At 63.2% G+C, this 15,598-nt stretch carries 16 protein-coding genes; 14 read left to right on the forward strand and 2 right to left on the reverse strand.

Annotated elements, in window-relative coordinates; translation table 11 throughout:
• Nucleotides 1–157: 157 nt before the first annotated feature.
• From HMPREF3014_RS19360 to glmS, 13 genes are all read left to right on the forward strand, one after another.
• A complete protein-coding gene (locus HMPREF3014_RS19360) occupies nucleotides 158–538 on the forward strand; it encodes a F0F1 ATP synthase subunit I (protein ID WP_003118473.1) in 381 nt (126 codons plus the stop codon).
• A 16-nt stretch (nucleotides 539–554) separates the two neighbouring features.
• Nucleotides 555–1,424, forward strand: a complete 870-nt coding sequence (gene atpB / locus HMPREF3014_RS19365; protein ID WP_003100237.1) for a F0F1 ATP synthase subunit A — start codon at nucleotides 555–557, stop codon at nucleotides 1,422–1,424.
• A 49-nt stretch (nucleotides 1,425–1,473) separates the two neighbouring features.
• Nucleotides 1,474–1,731: a F0F1 ATP synthase subunit C gene (atpE, locus tag HMPREF3014_RS19370; protein ID WP_003097235.1), complete on the forward strand. Its 258-nt coding sequence runs from the start codon at nucleotides 1,474–1,476 to the stop codon at nucleotides 1,729–1,731.
• 57 nt (nucleotides 1,732–1,788) lie between these two features.
• The gene (locus tag HMPREF3014_RS19375) at nucleotides 1,789–2,259 is read left to right on the forward strand and encodes a F0F1 ATP synthase subunit B (protein WP_003100235.1); all 471 of its coding nucleotides are present in this window, start codon (nucleotides 1,789–1,791) and stop codon (nucleotides 2,257–2,259) included.
• 11 nt (nucleotides 2,260–2,270) lie between these two features.
• Nucleotides 2,271–2,807 (forward strand): F0F1 ATP synthase subunit delta, encoded by a 537-nt coding sequence (locus tag HMPREF3014_RS19380; RefSeq protein WP_003097135.1) that lies wholly within the window; start codon nucleotides 2,271–2,273, stop codon nucleotides 2,805–2,807.
• An 18-nt stretch (nucleotides 2,808–2,825) separates the two neighbouring features.
• A complete protein-coding gene (atpA, locus tag HMPREF3014_RS19385) occupies nucleotides 2,826–4,370 on the forward strand; it encodes a F0F1 ATP synthase subunit alpha (protein ID WP_003097134.1) in 1,545 nt (514 codons plus the stop codon).
• A 50-nt stretch (nucleotides 4,371–4,420) separates the two neighbouring features.
• Complete coding sequence (gene atpG / locus HMPREF3014_RS19390) at nucleotides 4,421–5,281, forward strand: F0F1 ATP synthase subunit gamma (protein WP_003097132.1); 861 nt, start codon at nucleotides 4,421–4,423, stop codon at nucleotides 5,279–5,281.
• A 30-nt stretch (nucleotides 5,282–5,311) separates the two neighbouring features.
• Complete coding sequence (atpD, locus tag HMPREF3014_RS19395; protein ID WP_003097130.1) at nucleotides 5,312–6,688, forward strand: F0F1 ATP synthase subunit beta; 1,377 nt, start codon at nucleotides 5,312–5,314, stop codon at nucleotides 6,686–6,688.
• Between the two features lie 41 nt (nucleotides 6,689–6,729).
• Complete coding sequence (locus HMPREF3014_RS19400; RefSeq protein WP_003097128.1) at nucleotides 6,730–7,155, forward strand: F0F1 ATP synthase subunit epsilon; 426 nt, start codon at nucleotides 6,730–6,732, stop codon at nucleotides 7,153–7,155.
• Nucleotides 7,156–7,275: 120 nt separating this feature from the next.
• On the forward strand, nucleotides 7,276–8,640 hold the full coding sequence (gene glmU / locus HMPREF3014_RS19405; protein WP_003114651.1) for a bifunctional UDP-N-acetylglucosamine diphosphorylase/glucosamine-1-phosphate N-acetyltransferase GlmU: 1,365 nt from the start codon (nucleotides 7,276–7,278) through the stop codon (nucleotides 8,638–8,640).
• A 13-nt stretch (nucleotides 8,641–8,653) separates the two neighbouring features.
• Nucleotides 8,654–9,163, forward strand: coding sequence for a M23 family metallopeptidase (locus tag HMPREF3014_RS19410; RefSeq protein WP_023087942.1), 510 nt, complete (start codon nucleotides 8,654–8,656; stop codon nucleotides 9,161–9,163).
• Between the two features lie 67 nt (nucleotides 9,164–9,230).
• A complete protein-coding gene (locus tag HMPREF3014_RS19415) occupies nucleotides 9,231–10,004 on the forward strand; it encodes a DeoR/GlpR family DNA-binding transcription regulator (protein ID WP_023087941.1) in 774 nt (257 codons plus the stop codon).
• A gap of 15 nt (nucleotides 10,005–10,019) precedes the next feature.
• Nucleotides 10,020–11,855, forward strand: coding sequence for a glutamine--fructose-6-phosphate transaminase (isomerizing) (gene glmS, locus HMPREF3014_RS19420; protein ID WP_003097120.1), 1,836 nt, complete (start codon nucleotides 10,020–10,022; stop codon nucleotides 11,853–11,855).
• Between the two features lie 54 nt (nucleotides 11,856–11,909).
• Here glmS and HMPREF3014_RS19425 read toward each other — a convergent pair whose 3' ends face one another.
• Both HMPREF3014_RS19425 and HMPREF3014_RS19430 read right to left on the reverse strand, forming a co-directional pair.
• Nucleotides 11,910–13,115 carry an MFS transporter gene (locus HMPREF3014_RS19425; protein ID WP_023087940.1) on the reverse strand — a complete coding sequence of 402 codons (1,206 nt, stop codon included), beginning with the start codon at nucleotides 13,113–13,115 and terminating at the stop codon, nucleotides 11,910–11,912.
• A 357-nt stretch (nucleotides 13,116–13,472) separates the two neighbouring features.
• Nucleotides 13,473–14,096 (reverse strand): HAD-IB family phosphatase, encoded by a 624-nt coding sequence (locus HMPREF3014_RS19430; RefSeq protein ID WP_003161085.1) that lies wholly within the window; start codon nucleotides 14,094–14,096, stop codon nucleotides 13,473–13,475.
• 237 nt (nucleotides 14,097–14,333) lie between these two features.
• Here HMPREF3014_RS19430 and cfaB point away from each other — a divergent pair, with 237 nt between their 5' ends.
• Nucleotides 14,334–15,518, forward strand: coding sequence for a C17 cyclopropane fatty acid synthase CfaB (gene cfaB, locus HMPREF3014_RS19435; protein ID WP_003114148.1), 1,185 nt, complete (start codon nucleotides 14,334–14,336; stop codon nucleotides 15,516–15,518).
• Nucleotides 15,519–15,598: the final 80 nt, after the last annotated feature.

Genomic DNA, 15,598 nt, shown 5'->3' on the forward strand with positions numbered 1-15,598 from the left:
TTGGGTTGTAGCGGGTAGTCGGAAATCACTACCAGCCAGTTGAACAGGGGGGACTCCCCCCCTATACTCTGCGCGCTATTTTGTGGGCACTTTTTATGCCAAGTCGTTGATTTGGCAGTGCCGACACCAGAAGACTGAGAGCGCGATGGAGTCCCGCATGCCAAGTCGCCTGCCGGCATTCAGATTGCTGCTCGTCCAACTGGTAGTAGTGCTTGTTGCTGCGATCTCCCTGTGGATTTCTTGGGGACCGGTAGCCGGATATTCCGGACTGCTGGGAGGGATGATCGCCTGGTTGCCGAATTGTTATTTCGCCTACAAGGCGTTCCGTTTCAGCGGAGCGCGGGCTGCCCGGGAAATCGTTCGCTCTTTCTATGCGGGCGAAGCCGGGAAACTGATTCTGACGGCGGTGCTCTTCGCACTGACGTTCGCAGGCGTGAAGCCACTGATGGCGCCGGCTCTGTTCGGTGTCTATCTGCTGACCCTGATGGTCAGCTGGTGCGCACCCCTGCTGATGGGAAAAACATTTACAAGACCTTAGAGCGATTGAGGCAAACATGGCAGCAGAAACCGCTTCGGGTTACATCCAGCACCACTTGCAGAACCTGACCTTCGGGCGTCTGCCTAATGGTGATTGGGGGTTCGCCCACACCGCCGAGCAAGCCAAGGAAATGGGCTTCTGGGCATTCCACGTAGACACCCTGGGCTGGTCGGTACTGCTCGGCGTGGTGTTCCTGTTCATCTTCCGCCTGGCGGCCAAGAAGGCCACCAGCGGCCAGCCGGGTGGACTGCAGAACTTCGTCGAGGTGATGGTCGAGTTCGTCGACACCAGCGTCAAGGACACCTTCCACGGGCGTAACCCGTTGATCGCGCCCCTGGCCCTGACCGTGTTCGTCTGGATCTTCCTGCTCAACCTGATCGACCTGGTACCGGTGGACTACCTGCCGATGCTGGCCGCGAAGATCACCGGCGACGAGCACCTGTTCTTCCGCGCGGTGGCCACCACCGACCCGAACGCCACCCTCGGCCTGTCGATCTCGGTGTTCGCCCTGATCGTCTTTTACAGCATCAAGGTCAAGGGCATCGGCGGCTTCCTCGGTGAACTGACCCTGCACCCCTTCAGCAGCAAGAACATCGTCGTTCAGATCCTGCTGATTCCGGTGAACTTCCTGCTCGAGTTCGTGACCCTGATCGCCAAGCCGGTTTCGCTGGCGCTGCGTCTGTTCGGCAACATGTATGCCGGCGAACTGATCTTCATTCTGATCGCCGTCATGTTCGGTAGCGGAATGTTCCTGCTGAGTGCCCTGGGCGTAGCCCTGAACTGGGCGTGGGCTGTGTTCCACATCCTGATCATCACCCTGCAGGCCTTCATCTTCATGATGCTGACCATCGTCTACCTGTCGATGGCGCACGAAGACAACCATTAATCGATTCGCTTCAACCTTTAACCAACACGACAAAAAGTCGGGAGGAAAAATGGAAACTGTAGTTGGACTGACTGCTATCGCCGTTGCTCTGCTGATTGGCCTGGGTGCCCTGGGTACCGCCATCGGTTTCGGTCTGCTGGGTGGCAAGTTCCTGGAAGGCGCAGCTCGTCAGCCTGAAATGGTTCCGATGCTGCAGGTGAAAATGTTCATCGTCGCCGGCCTGCTGGACGCCGTGACCATGATCGGTGTGGGTATCGCCCTGTTCTTCACCTTCGCGAATCCCTTCGTTGGTCAAATCGCCGGCTAATCACTCGAATCATTCGATTTGAGTGTTTGACGGACAACGAACGAGCGAGGTGTTGGCGTGAACATTAATGCAACCCTGATTGGCCAGTCCGTTGCGTTCTTCATCTTTGTGCTGTTCTGCATGAAGTTCGTGTGGCCTCCGGTCATCGCGGCTCTGCAAGAGCGTCAGAAGAAGATCGCTGACGGCCTGGACGCTGCCAACCGCGCGGCTCGTGATCTGGAGCTGGCTCATGAGAAAGCGGGCCAGCAACTGCGCGAAGCCAAGGCTCAGGCAGCCGAAATCGTCGAACAGGCGAAGAAACGCGCTAACCAGATCGTCGATGAAGCCCGCGACCAGGCCCGTACCGAAGGCGAACGCCTGAAGGCCCAGGCCCAAGCGGAAATCGAACAGGAACTGAACAGCGTCAAGGACGCCCTGCGTGCCCAAGTGGGTGCCCTGGCCGTCACCGGCGCAGAGAAGATCCTGGGTGCTTCGATCGACGCAAACGCGCACGAGCAGCTGGTTTCCAAACTGGCAGCCGAGATCTAAGCGAGGGCGCTATGGCAGAACTGACCACGTTGGCTCGTCCCTACGCAAAGGCGGCTTTCGAGTACGCCCAGGCTCATCAGCAACTGGCCGATTGGTCGGCTGCGCTGGGTGTGCTGGCCGCAGTGTCGCAGGACGACACCGTGCGCCAGCTGCTCAAAGAGCCTCAGCTGACCTCTTCGGCCAAGGCCCAGAGCCTGATCGATGTGTGCGGCGACAAGCTGAATGCACCAGCCCAGAACTTCGTCCGGACTGTGGCTGAGAACAAGCGGCTCGAACTGCTGCCGACCATCGCTGAGATGTACGAGCAGTTGAAGGCCGAGCAGGAAAAGTCGGTCGAGGTAGAAGTCACCAGTGCCTTCACCTTGAGCAAAGAACAGCAGGACAAACTCGCCAAGGCTCTCAGCGCCCGGCTCAGTCGCGAAGTGCGGCTACATGCGTCGGAAGACGCGAGCCTGATCGGCGGCGTGATCATTCGCGCCGGTGACTTGGTAATCGATGGCTCGGTGCGCGGCAAGCTCGCGAAACTGGCCGAAGCGTTGAAATCTTGAGTTTGAAGGGGCAGCGGCATGCAGCAACTCAATCCTTCCGAAATTAGTGAAATCATCAAGGGGCGCATCGAGAAACTCGACGTCGCCTCCCAAGCACGAAACGAAGGCACCATCGTCAGCGTGTCCGACGGTATCGTGCGCATCTACGGTCTGGCCGACGTCATGTACGGCGAGATGATCGAGTTCCCGGGCGGCGTCTACGGTATGGCGCTGAACCTGGAGCAGGATTCCGTGGGTGCCGTGGTCCTGGGTGAATACCAGGGCCTCGCCGAAGGCATGAACGCCAAGTGCACCGGGCGCATCCTGGAGGTTCCGGTCGGTCCGGAACTGCTGGGTCGCGTAGTCGACGCACTGGGCAATCCGATCGACGGCAAGGGTCCGATCGACGCCAAGGCCACCGACGCGGTCGAGAAGGTCGCTCCGGGCGTGATCTGGCGTAAGTCGGTAGACCAGCCGGTACAGACCGGCTACAAGTCGGTCGACGCCATGATCCCGGTAGGCCGTGGCCAGCGCGAGCTGATCATCGGCGACCGCCAGATCGGCAAGACCGCCCTCGCGGTCGACGCCATCATCAACCAGAAAGACAGCGGCATTAAGTGCGTCTACGTGGCCATCGGCCAGAAGCAGTCCACTATCGCCAACGTCGTACGCAAGCTGGAAGAGAACGGTGCCCTGGCCAACACCATCGTGGTCGCCGCCAGCGCTTCAGAGTCCGCCGCCCTGCAATACCTGGCGCCGTACTCCGGTTGCACCATGGGCGAATACTTCCGCGATCGCGGTGAAGACGCCCTGATCGTCTACGACGACCTGTCCAAGCAGGCCGTGGCTTATCGCCAGATCTCCCTGCTGCTGCGCCGTCCGCCGGGCCGCGAAGCCTACCCGGGCGACGTGTTCTATCTCCACAGCCGTCTGCTGGAGCGCGCTTCCCGCGTTTCCGAAGAGTATGTCGAGAAGTTCACCAACGGCGCCGTGACCGGCAAGACCGGCTCGCTGACCGCGCTGCCGATCATCGAGACCCAGGCCGGCGACGTTTCCGCGTTCGTTCCGACCAACGTGATCTCGATCACCGACGGCCAGATCTTCCTGGAATCCGCCATGTTCAACTCGGGTATCCGTCCGGCCGTCAACGCCGGTATCTCGGTATCCCGCGTAGGTGGCGCGGCCCAGACCAAGATCATCAAGAAGCTGTCCGGCGGCATCCGTACCGCTCTGGCCCAGTACCGTGAACTGGCGGCCTTCGCCCAGTTCGCCTCGGACCTGGACGAAGCGACCCGCAAGCAGCTGGAGCATGGTCAGCGCGTTACCGAGCTGATGAAGCAGAAGCAGTACGCGCCGATGTCGATCGCCGAGATGTCGCTGTCCCTGTATGCCGCCGAGCGTGGCTTCCTGCAGGACGTCGAAATCGCCAAGGTCGGTAGCTTCGAGCAGGCGTTGATCTCCTACTTCCAGCGCGAGCATGCCGCTCTGCTGGCGAAGATCAACGAGAAAGGTGACTTCAACGACGAAATCGACGCGGGCATCAAGGCCGGCATCGAGAAGTTCAAGGCCACCCAAACCTGGTAAGCCGCAGCGGGAGCCGCGAGGCTCCCGCCTGCTAACCCGATAGGTGTCAAATGGCAGGCGCAAAAGAGATTCGCAGCAAGATTGCGAGCATCAAAAGCACGCAAAAGATCACCAATGCCATGGAAAAAGTGGCGGTGAGCAAGATGCGCAAGGCACAAATGCGCATGGCGGCCGGCCGTCCCTACGCGGAGCGTATTCGCCAGGTGATCGGCCATCTGGCCAACGCCAACCCGGAATACCGTCACCCGTTCATGGTCGAGCGTGAAGTCAAGCGCGTCGGCTACATCGTGGTGAGCAGTGACCGTGGTCTGTGCGGCGGTCTGAACATCAACCTGTTCAAGTCCCTCGTCAAGGACATGAGCGGCTACCGCGAGCAAGGGGCGGAAATCGACCTTTGCGTGATCGGTAGCAAGGGCGCTTCGTTCTTCCGCAGTTTCGGCGGCAACGTCGTGGCAGCTATCAGCCACCTCGGCGAAGAGCCTTCGATCAACGACCTGATCGGCAGTGTCAAGGTGATGCTCGACGCATACCTCGAAGGCCGTATCGATCGCCTGTTCGTGGTCTCCAACAAGTTCGTCAACACCATGACCCAGAAGCCGACCGTGGAACAGCTGATTCCGCTGGTGGCCGATGACGATCAGGAGCTGAAGCACCACTGGGACTATCTCTACGAACCCGACGCCAAGTCGCTCCTCGACGGGCTGCTGGTGCGTTACGTGGAATCCCAGGTGTACCAGGCCGTGGTTGAGAACAACGCCTGTGAGCAGGCGGCCCGGATGATTGCAATGAAGAACGCTACCGACAACGCCGGCGAGCTGATCAGCGATTTGCAGCTGATCTACAACAAGGCGCGTCAGGCGGCGATCACCCAGGAAATCTCGGAAATCGTCGGCGGCGCTGCCGCGGTGTAAGAACAGGTTCAAAATTCAGAGGAACCAGACATGAGTAGCGGACGTATCGTTCAAATCATCGGCGCCGTGATCGACGTGGAATTCCCGCGCGATGCCGTGCCGAGCATCTATGAAGCCCTGAAGGTTCAGGGCGTTGAAACCACCCTGGAAGTCCAGCAGCAGCTGGGCGACGGCGTGGTTCGTTCCATTGCGATGGGTTCCACCGAAGGCCTCAAGCGTGGCCTGAACGTGGACAGCACTGGTGCTGCCATCTCCGTGCCGGTCGGTAAAGCGACCCTGGGCCGGATCATGGACGTACTGGGCAACCCGATCGACGAAGCCGGTCCCATCGGCGAAGAAGAGCGCTGGGGCATCCACCGCGAAGCTCCGTCCTATGCCGACCAGGCTGGCGGCAACGAGCTGCTGGAAACCGGCATCAAGGTGATCGACCTGGTCTGCCCGTTCGCCAAGGGCGGCAAGGTAGGCCTGTTCGGCGGCGCCGGCGTGGGCAAGACCGTCAATATGATGGAACTGATCCGTAACATCGCCATCGAGCACAGCGGTTATTCCGTGTTCGCGGGTGTGGGCGAGCGTACTCGTGAGGGTAACGACTTCTACCACGAGATGAAGGACTCCAACGTACTGGACAAGGTAGCCCTGGTATACGGCCAGATGAACGAGCCGCCGGGCAACCGTCTGCGCGTCGCACTGACCGGCCTGACCATGGCCGAGAAGTTCCGTGACGAAGGCCGTGACGTTCTGTTGTTCATCGACAACATCTACCGTTACACCCTCGCCGGTACCGAAGTATCCGCACTGCTGGGCCGTATGCCGTCCGCGGTGGGCTATCAGCCGACCCTGGCCGAAGAGATGGGCGTTCTGCAGGAGCGCATCACCTCCACCAAGAAAGGCTCGATCACCTCGATCCAGGCCGTATACGTTCCCGCGGACGACCTCACCGACCCGTCCCCGGCGACCACCTTCGCCCACCTGGACGCGACCGTCGTACTGTCCCGTGACATCGCCTCGCTGGGTATCTACCCCGCGGTCGACCCGCTGGACTCGACCTCCCGTCAGCTCGATCCGCTGGTGATCGGCCAGGATCACTACGACACCGCTCGCGGCGTCCAGTATGTTCTGCAGCGCTACAAGGAGCTGAAGGACATCATCGCGATCCTGGGCATGGACGAACTGTCCGAAGCCGACAAGCTGCTGGTGGCGCGCGCTCGTAAGATCCAGCGCTTCCTGTCCCAGCCGTTCTTCGTAGCGGAAGTCTTCACCGGTTCGCCGGGCAAGTACGTTTCCCTGAAGGACACCATCGCTGGCTTCAAGGGCATTCTCAACGGCGACTACGATCACCTGCCGGAGCAGGCGTTCTACATGGTCGGCGGTATCGAAGAAGCGGTCGAGAAAGCCAAAAAACTGTAATCCTGTGCGCCCGGCGACGGGCGCTCATGTGAGGCAAGCGTATGGCCATAACAGTCCATTGCGACATCGTCAGCGCCGAGGCGGAGATCTTCTCCGGCCTGGTCGAGATGGTTATCGCGCACGGCGCTCTGGGTGACCTGGGTATCGCCCCGGGCCACGCGCCGCTGATCACCGACCTGAAACCGGGCCCCATCCGCCTGGTCAAGCAGGGCGGCGAGCAGGAGGTGTACTACATCTCCGGCGGTTTCCTCGAAGTCCAGCCGAACATGGTCAAGGTCCTCGCCGACACCGTGGTTCGTGCCGGCGACCTCGACGAAGCGGCCGCCCAGGAAGCCCTGAAGGCTGCCGAAAAGGCGCTGCAGGGCAAGGGCGCCGAGTTCGACTACAGCGCCGCTGCCGCGCGTCTGGCCGAAGCCGCAGCCCAGCTGCGCACCGTCCAGCAACTGCGCAAGAAGTTCGGCGGCTGATTTCCAGCCGGTACTTCTAGCGGTGTCAGGGAAAAGGGTAGCCTGTGGGCTACCCTTTTTTCGTTTTGCATCTTCACTCACAGGTTTTGCCTGTGACCACCAGGAACGGTAGTCCAGTCCATGTCCCTTGAAATCGTGATTCTCGCCGCCGGCCAGGGCACCCGCATGCGTTCGGCCCTGCCCAAGGTCCTCCATCCCATTGCCGGCAAGCCGATGCTCGGCCACGTCATCGACTGCGCGCGCCAGTTGCAGCCGGAACGGATCCACGTGGTGATCGGCCACGGCGCGGATCTGGTGCGTGAGCGGATGGCCGCCGACGACCTGAATTTCGTGCTCCAGGCCGAACAGCTCGGTACGGGCCATGCGGTGGCCCAGGCCCTGCCGTTCCTCAGTGCAGACCAGGTGCTGATCCTCTACGGCGACGTGCCGCTGATCCAGCTGGACACCTTGCAGCGCCTGCTGGCGCAAGTCACCCCGGACCAGTTGTCGTTGCTCACCGTCGACATGCTCGACCCCACCGGCTACGGCCGCATCGTCCGTGACGACCAGGGCGCGGTGCAGGCCATCGTCGAGCACAAGGACGCGACCCCGGCGCAGCGCCAGATCGGCGAGATCAACACCGGCATCCTCGCGGTGCCGGGCAAGCGCCTTGCCGACTGGCTCGGCCGCCTGTCCAACGACAACGCCCAGGGCGAGTACTACCTGACCGACGTGATCGCCATGGCGGTCGGCGACGGCCTGGTGGTGGCCAGCGCCCAACCGCTGGACGCGATGGAAGTGCAGGGCGTCAATGACCGCATGCAACAGGCCCAGCTGGAGCGTCACTACCAGCGCCTGCGCGCAGAGGAGCTGATGCGCCAGGGCGTGACCCTGCTCGATCCGCAGCGCCTGGATGTCCGTGGCGAAATCTCGGTCGGCCGCGACGTGCTGATCGACGTCAATGTGGTGCTGGAAGGCCGCGTGGTGATCGAGGACGACGTGCGCATCGGACCGAACTGCGTGATTCGCGACAGCGTCCTGCGGCGTGGCGCGGTGATCAAGGCCAACAGCCACCTGGAAGGCGCGGAGCTGGGCGAGGGTAGCGATGCCGGTCCGTTCGCCCGCCTGCGTCCGGGCAGCGTGCTCGGCGCTCGGGCCCATGTCGGCAACTTCGTCGAACTGAAGAATGCCCGCCTGGGCGAGGGCAGCAAGGCCGGCCACCTGAGCTACCTGGGCGATGCCGAGTTGGGCGCCAACTGCAACATCGGCGCCGGCACCATCACCTGCAACTACGATGGCGCGAACAAGTTCCGCACCGAGCTGGGCGACGATGTGTTCATCGGCTCGAACAACTCGCTGGTGGCGCCGCTGAAGATCGGCGATGGCGCGACGACCGCGGCCGGCTCCACCATCACCCATGAGGTTCCGGCGAAGAACCTGGCCTTCGGCCGCGCCCGGCAGAAGAACCTGGAAAACTGGAAGCGCCCGGAAAAAATCAAGAAGTAACGGAGCGGCACGGATGCCGAAGCCTGCGAAACGGATCGTGCTGGGGCTGCTCATAGCCTGGGCGGTGCTGCCCGAATGGCCGCGGATACCCGTCGAAGGCGCCAGTGCCCGCGACTGGAATCCGCGAACCTTCTGGTTCGAGCCCTGGGGGCGCTCCGGAGTGCACAAGGGCATCGACATCTTCGCCCGCAGCGGCACCCCCGTACGCTCCGCCAGCTACGGCCTGGTGCTCTATCGCGGGGAGATCGCTCTCGGCGGCAAGGTCGTCCTGGTGCTGGCGCCCAAGTGGCGCCTGCATTACTACGCCCATCTCGATAGCCTCGACGCCTATCCGGGCCAGCCGGTCCTTGCCGGTTCCCGCCTGGGTACGGTCGGCACCACCGGCAACGCGCGCGGCAAGCCGGCCCACCTGCACTACGCGATCATCACCTTGCTGCCCTATCCCTGGCTGGCCGACGACAACACCCAGGGTTGGAAGAAAATGTTCTATCTCGATCCCGATACGGTGCTGCCGAGCCGATGAAAAGTCATTGACGGGAAGCGCCGGATAAGTTTTGATTCGCACACTTTTCTTTCGAAACGAAACTTAAGTGATCTCGAAACGTAATACGCCGCAACGTCGCCATGCCATCCTCGCGCTGCTTTCCGAGCAGGGCGAGGTCAGCGTGGACGCACTCGCCAAGCGCTTTTCCACCTCGGAAGTGACCATCCGCAAGGACCTCGCCGCCATGGAAAGCCACGGCCTGCTGTTGCGTCGCTACGGCGGTGCGGTGCCGATGCCGCAGGAACTGATCGGTGAAGCTGCGCAGCCCGTCTCGCCCTACAAGCAGGCTATCGGTCGCGCCGCCGCGGCGCGCATCCGCGAGCATGCGCGGATCATCATCGACAGTGGCAGCACCACCGCGGCGATGATCCCCGAACTCGGGCACAAGCCGGGCCTGGTGGTGATGACCAACTCGCTGAACGTGGTCAACGCCCTGCGCGAACTGGAGCACGAGCCGGTGCTGCTGATGACCGGGGGGACCTGGGATCCGCATTCCGAGTCGTTCCAGGGACAGGTTGCCGAGCAGGTGCTGCGTTCCTATGACTTCGACCAACTATTCATCGGTGCCGACGGCATCGATCTCGAACGCGGGACGACCACGTTCAACGAATTGCTGGGCCTGAGCCGGGTGATGGCCGAGGTCGCCCGCGAGGTGATCGTCATGGCCGAGGCCGACAAGGTCGGTCGGCGCATTCCCAACCAGGAGTTGCCCTGGAGCAGCATCCATACCCTGATTACCGACGAGCGCCTGGATCCTTCCGCGCGCGAACAGATAACCGCCCGGGGCGTCACGCTGATCTGCGCCCCGGTCGAGGCCTGAAAGGAGAAAGACCCCATGTGTGGAATCGTAGGCGCGATCGCCGAGCGCAACATCACCCCCATCCTCATCGAAGGCCTCAAGCGCCTCGAGTATCGCGGCTACGACAGCGCCGGCGTGGCGGTCTTCGATAACGAAGGCAGGCTGCAGCGCTGCCGCCGGGTCGGCAAGGTCGCCAGCCTGGAGGAAGGCCTGGCCGGTACGCCGCTGCTCGGCCGCCTGGGCATCGCCCATACCCGCTGGGCGACCCACGGCGCGCCAACCGAAGGCAACGCCCACCCGCATTTCTCCAGCGACGAACTGGCGGTGGTGCACAACGGCATCATCGAGAACCACGAACCTCTCCGTGAGCGGCTCAAGGGCCTGGGCTACGTGTTCACCTCGCAGACCGACACCGAGGTCATCGTCCACCTGCTGCACCACAAGCTGCAGTCCATCGGCGACCTGACCCTGGCGCTGAAGGACGCGGTCAAGGAATTGCACGGGGCCTATGGGCTGGCAGTGATCAGCGCGGCGCAGCCGGACCGCATCGTCGCCGCTCGCAGCGGCAGCCCGCTGGTAATCGGCCTCGGGCTTGGCGAGAACTTCCTCGCTTCCGACCAACTGGCGCTGCGCCAGGTGACCGACCGCTTCATCTACCTGGAAGAAGGCGATATCGCCGAGATCCGTCGCGACAGCGTGCGCCTGTGGGATGTCCAGGGCAACGACGTGCAGCGCGAGACCGTGCAGTACCACGAAGGCGCCGAAGCCGCCGACAAGGGCGAGTACCGGCACTTCATGCTCAAGGAAATCCACGAGCAGCCCAGCGTCGTGCAGCGCACCCTGGAAGGCCGCCTCGGGCAGAACCAGGTAATGGTGGAAAGCTTCGGCCCGCAGGCGGCGGAGCTGTTCGCCAAGGTCCGCAACGTGCAGATCGTCGCCTGCGGCACCAGTTACCACGCCGGCATGGTCGCCCGTTACTGGCTGGAAAGCCTGACCGGGATTCCCTGCCAGGTGGAGGTCGCCAGCGAGTTCCGCTACCGCAAGGTCGCGGTGCAGCCGGATTGCCTGTTCGTCACCATCTCCCAGTCCGGTGAGACCGCCGACACCCTGGCTGCCCTGCGCAACGCCAAGGAGCTGGGCTTCCTCTCCAGCGTGGCGATCTGCAACGTTGCCACCAGTTCGCTGGTGCGCGAATCCGACCTGACCCTGCTGACCCAGGCCGGCCCGGAAATCGGCGTGGCCTCGACCAAGGCCTTCACCACCCAGTTGGTCGCCCTGCTGCTGCTGACCCTGGGCATCGGCCAGGTGCAGAAGCGCCTGGCCGATGGCGTCGAAGCCGAGCTGGTGGACGAACTGCGTCGCCTGCCGACCCGGCTGGGCGAGGCGCTGGCGATGAACCGGACGGTGGAGAAGGTTTCCGAGCTGTTCGCCGAGAAGCACCACACCCTGTTCCTCGGCCGTGGCGCGCAGTTCCCGGTGGCCCTGGAAGGCGCGCTGAAGCTCAAGGAAATTTCCTATATCCATGCCGAAGCCTACCCGGCCGGCGAACTCAAGCATGGCCCGCTGGCGCTGGTGGACAGCGACATGCCGGTGGTTACCGTGGCGCCGAACAACGAGCTGGTGGAGAAGCTCAAGTCGAACCTGCAGGAAGTCCGCGCCCGCGGCGGCGAACTGGTGGTGTTCGCCGACGAAGGCGCGGGCATCGAGGCTGGCGAGGGCACCCATGTGGTGGGCATGCCGCACATCGGCGACGTGCTCTCGCCGATCCTCTACACCATCCCGTTGCAATTGCTCTCGTACCATGTCGCCGTGCTCAAGGGCACCGACGTCGACCAGCCGCGCAACCTGGCCAAGTCGGTCACCGTCGAGTAACGCCGGCCGCGTGCCCGAGAAGCCGGGGCAGGCATGCGGCCCCGGCGCTCGCCGTCAATCGCGCAACGGCAGCGTCTCGTCGCTCCTGCGGCTGGCGAACCAGTCCAGCACGGTGAGCCAGGCGCCGATCCCCAGGCCGATGCCCAATACCCACAGGGTGGCGGGCGGCCCCTTCAGCTCCAGCAGTCGCACAGCCAGGGGCACGCTGGCGAGAATGGCGATGTTGTTGAACGTCTCGGCGAACGACAGCACCATGCCCTTGTCCGGCCCGGAGCGCGAGGCGAGTACCACCGTGCCCGCCGGCGCGCCCAGGCCCAGCGCGGCGCCCCAGGCGCCCAGGCAGCAGAGCGCCACGGGCAACGGTAGCGGCAGGAGCATGAAGGTCGACATCGATAGCACCAGGAGCGCCAGCACCAGCAGGAGCATGTCTTCGTCGCGCTTCAGATAACGTCGCAGGTAACCCGCGGCGAGGTTGCCCACGGCCAGGCCCACGCCGAAGGCGGCGATGCTGACGCCTATCTGCGCGGTGCTGAAGCCGTAGCGCTGGCGCAGCACCTCTCCCGAGAGAAGCAGGCCGGCGACCCCGGTGCCGTTCCAGGCACCCTTGGCGATCAGTGGCCTGAGGATGCTCCATTGCCTGCACCAGCCCAGCGCATGGCCCTCGGCGCGCGGTGCCACGGCTTGCACGGGAAGGCGCTGGCGTGCCATCAGGAAGACCAGCACGCAACCGCACGAGACCATCAGGAAGGGCGCCGCCCAGCCGAAGAAGTCCGAGAGGAGGCCGGCCAGTGCCGGGCCGGCGGCAATGCCGAGGGTCATGCCGAGCATCACCTGGCCCATGGCACCGGCCTGTCTTTGCGGGGCGACCACCTCCGCGACCAGGGCGAAGGTGGTCGGGATGATGATTGCCGAGGCGATGCCCCCGATCACCCGCAGGACGACGGCAATTTCCAGGGTCGGGGCGATGACGATGGCCAGAGTATCGACCGCGAAGAGGACCAGGGCGAGCAGCAGCAGCTTCCTGCGTTGCATGCGGTCGGAGAAGTAGCCCAGCAACGGCGCGGCGATCGCATAGGAGAACGCGTAGCTGGAGATCAGCCAGGCGGCGCCGCTGGTAGTGGTGTGGAACGCCTGCGCCAGCGGCCCGAGCATGGAGGACAGCATGAACTCGGTCACGCCGACGAAGAATACGGCCATCGACAGGGCCAGCAGGAACAGGCCGTCGAGCTTCTGTGAAGGCGGGGAAATTTTCTGGTTCATGATGTTCTCTTTGGCTGAATGAGCGGACGAACGCCAAGGGGGCGCCGGCTCGTGGAGCCGGCGACAGGGTCAGGGATGAACCGCTCGGGCTATGGAGGGCATGGCTGTTTGGTTGATGCAGGAACGGCGGGGAGAAAAGAAGAGAACGGAGGGAGATTCTGGGGGCCAGTGCACGATTTCGGAGAAGGCTTCGGCGTATCGCCTCAAGCGGCTCTCCCCGGAATCCGCTCGGGGCTCGGGAGTGCTGGAGAAACTATCCTACCGGAACGTTAGCCGAATTTTGCACTCCTGCCGGATATGGCGACGTTCGCTCCCACTTTGGATTGATACTCGGATCAGACCATGTCCGGCAACCGGTCAGCGGAACGGTTTCCAGAAGCGCTCCAGCGCCGCCGCCAGCAGTTCCGTATCGCCGCGCGAGTCGCCCCAGGCGCGCAGGGAGTATTGGGTCAGCGGACCGTAGTGCCGCTCCAGGCGGCAGACTTTCTCGTCGCGCCGGCAGTTGCGGCCGACGATCCTGCCGGTCAGTACGCCGTCTACCACTTCCAGCTCGGTGGCGATCAGGTGCACGCCGAGCTTCTCGGCGAACGGCCTGAGTAGCAGCGAAGGGGAGGCGGAACAGATGGTCACGGTGCTGCCGCTGCTGACCTGGTCGGCCACCGCGGTCAATGCGTGGGGACGCATCAGTGTTTCCCAGAAGCGGTTCTGGTAGGCCAGCGCCCGCTCTTCCAGCACATGTACAGGCACATCGGTGAGGAAGGTGGCGATCAGGCGCGCCTTCAGGTCGTCGCGGTTGATACGCCGGCAGAGATAGGCCAGGCTGGGTCCTGCCATGCGCAGCATGCGGCGGACGAACACCCGGTTGCCGAAGGCGAAACGCAGGAAGGGCACGAAGCTGTCTCGGTATGTCAGGGTACCGTCGAAGTCGAATACGGAGAGAAAGCGTACTTCGCGTGTTTCGAGGGATACGGTCTCGTTCATCGGCATTCCTTATGTCGCTTCCGCTTCCTTTGACAGGGTGTATGCGTCATTCCGTTATTGCAGAAAGGGAAAGTTTGTATATCAGAACTGTCAACTATCCATGGGCAGACTGGCTGCTAACCTGAATCGGAGTGCTCAGGGGTTTTGCATCGATAGATAGGAGGCTAAGTAGTCGATAGCAAAACTCTATCAGGTACTGGACTATAGTGTTCCCGTCTTGTGACCAGGAGGTTTGGCATGATTGCACAGCTCCCCTCTGAGTTGCTGTCCCTGCAACTGCCGTTGCGGATCCGCATCGGCGATGCTCAGGCGTTCGATCTGGGGCCGGATCCACAGGTAACCATGGTCATTCGCGACCCCTCGCTGCTAACCGAGATCACCCATCCCAGCCTCGATGCGCTGGGCAAGGCCTACGTCGAGAAGCGTCTCGACATCGAAGGACCGATCAGCCAGGTCATCGGTATCGGCGATGCCCTCAGCGAAGCGCTCGGCGAACCCGATGGCGGCGCGCCGCCGGTTCGCGAAAGCCACGACAAGGACACAGACGCCGAAGCCATCCATTACCACTACGACCTGTCCAACGACTTCTACCAGCTCTGGCTGGATCCGGAAATGGTCTATTCCTGCGCTTATTTCGAGACCGGCAAGGAAGACCTCGCCACCGCGCAACTGGCCAAGCTCCGTCACCTGTGCCGCAAGCTGCGTTTGCAGCCGGGCGAGAAGCTGCTCGATGTCGGTTGCGGTTGGGGAGGGCTGGCGCGCCTGGCCGCTCGCGAGTTCGGCGTCGAGGTCACCGGCATCACATTGAGCAAGGAGCAGCTGGCGCTCGGCCGGGAGCGAGTCAAGGCCGAAGGCCTGGAGGACCGAGTCACCCTCAAGCTGCTGGATTACCGCGACCTGCCGCGCGATGGCCGCTTCGACAAGGTGGTCAGCGTCGGCATGTTCGAGCACGTCGGGCACGCCAACCTGGGGCTGTACTTCCAGCAACTGTACGAGGCGGTGCGTCCCGGCGGCCTGGTGATGAACCACGGCATCACCTCGCGCTACACCGACGGCCGCCCGGTTGGCAAGGGGGCCGGCGACTTCATCGATCGCTACGTGTTTCCCCACGGCGAGCTGCCGCACCTGTCGCTGGCGGTGGCGCGGATGAGCGAAGCCGGGCTGGAAGTAGTCGACGTGGAAAGCCTGCGTCTGCACTACGCCCGGACCCTGGACTTCTGGAGCGCCAACCTGGAAGCCAGGCTGAAGGAGGCGGCTCGCCTGGTGCCCGAGGAAACCCTGCGGATCTGGCGGCTGTACCTGGCCGGATGCGCCTACGGCTTCAAGCGCGGCTGGATCAACCTGCACCAGATCCTCGCCATTCGCCCCCACGAGGATGGCTCCCACGAGCTGCCCTGGTCGCGGCGCGACCTGTACGCCTGAACGCCGGCGACCGGCTCCCTTGCGGAGCCGGTCGCGCAATCGGTCCTTGCTGATTGTCCTGCGTGGCGGGGCGGTCTAGT

This window comes from Pseudomonas sp. HMSC065H01 (assembly GCF_001815235.1).
GTDB lineage: Bacteria > Pseudomonadota > Gammaproteobacteria > Pseudomonadales > Pseudomonadaceae > Pseudomonas > Pseudomonas aeruginosa.

What these genes read in the sequence shown, in the direction of transcription:
- HMPREF3014_RS19360 (WP_003118473.1), top strand. Translation starts at nt 158, where the DNA reads ATGCCAAGTCGCCTGCCGGCATTCAGATTGCTGCTCGTCCAACTGGTA.
- atpB (WP_003100237.1), top strand. Translation starts at nt 555, where the DNA reads ATGGCAGCAGAAACCGCTTCGGGTTACATCCAGCACCACTTGCAGAAC.
- atpE (WP_003097235.1), top strand. Translation starts at nt 1,474, where the DNA reads ATGGAAACTGTAGTTGGACTGACTGCTATCGCCGTTGCTCTGCTGATT.
- HMPREF3014_RS19380 (WP_003097135.1), top strand. Translation starts at nt 2,271, where the DNA reads ATGGCAGAACTGACCACGTTGGCTCGTCCCTACGCAAAGGCGGCTTTC.
- atpA (WP_003097134.1), top strand. Translation starts at nt 2,826, where the DNA reads ATGCAGCAACTCAATCCTTCCGAAATTAGTGAAATCATCAAGGGGCGC.
- atpG (WP_003097132.1), top strand. Translation starts at nt 4,421, where the DNA reads ATGGCAGGCGCAAAAGAGATTCGCAGCAAGATTGCGAGCATCAAAAGC.
- atpD (WP_003097130.1), top strand. Translation starts at nt 5,312, where the DNA reads ATGAGTAGCGGACGTATCGTTCAAATCATCGGCGCCGTGATCGACGTG.
- HMPREF3014_RS19400 (WP_003097128.1), top strand. Translation starts at nt 6,730, where the DNA reads ATGGCCATAACAGTCCATTGCGACATCGTCAGCGCCGAGGCGGAGATC.
- glmU (WP_003114651.1), top strand. Translation starts at nt 7,276, where the DNA reads ATGTCCCTTGAAATCGTGATTCTCGCCGCCGGCCAGGGCACCCGCATG.
- HMPREF3014_RS19410 (WP_023087942.1), top strand. Translation starts at nt 8,654, where the DNA reads ATGCCGAAGCCTGCGAAACGGATCGTGCTGGGGCTGCTCATAGCCTGG.
- glmS (WP_003097120.1), top strand. Translation starts at nt 10,020, where the DNA reads ATGTGTGGAATCGTAGGCGCGATCGCCGAGCGCAACATCACCCCCATC.
- HMPREF3014_RS19425 (WP_023087940.1), bottom strand. Translation starts at nt 13,115, where the DNA reads ATGAACCAGAAAATTTCCCCGCCTTCACAGAAGCTCGACGGCCTGTTC.
- HMPREF3014_RS19430 (WP_003161085.1), bottom strand. Translation starts at nt 14,096, where the DNA reads ATGAACGAGACCGTATCCCTCGAAACACGCGAAGTACGCTTTCTCTCC.
- cfaB (WP_003114148.1), top strand. Translation starts at nt 14,334, where the DNA reads ATGATTGCACAGCTCCCCTCTGAGTTGCTGTCCCTGCAACTGCCGTTG.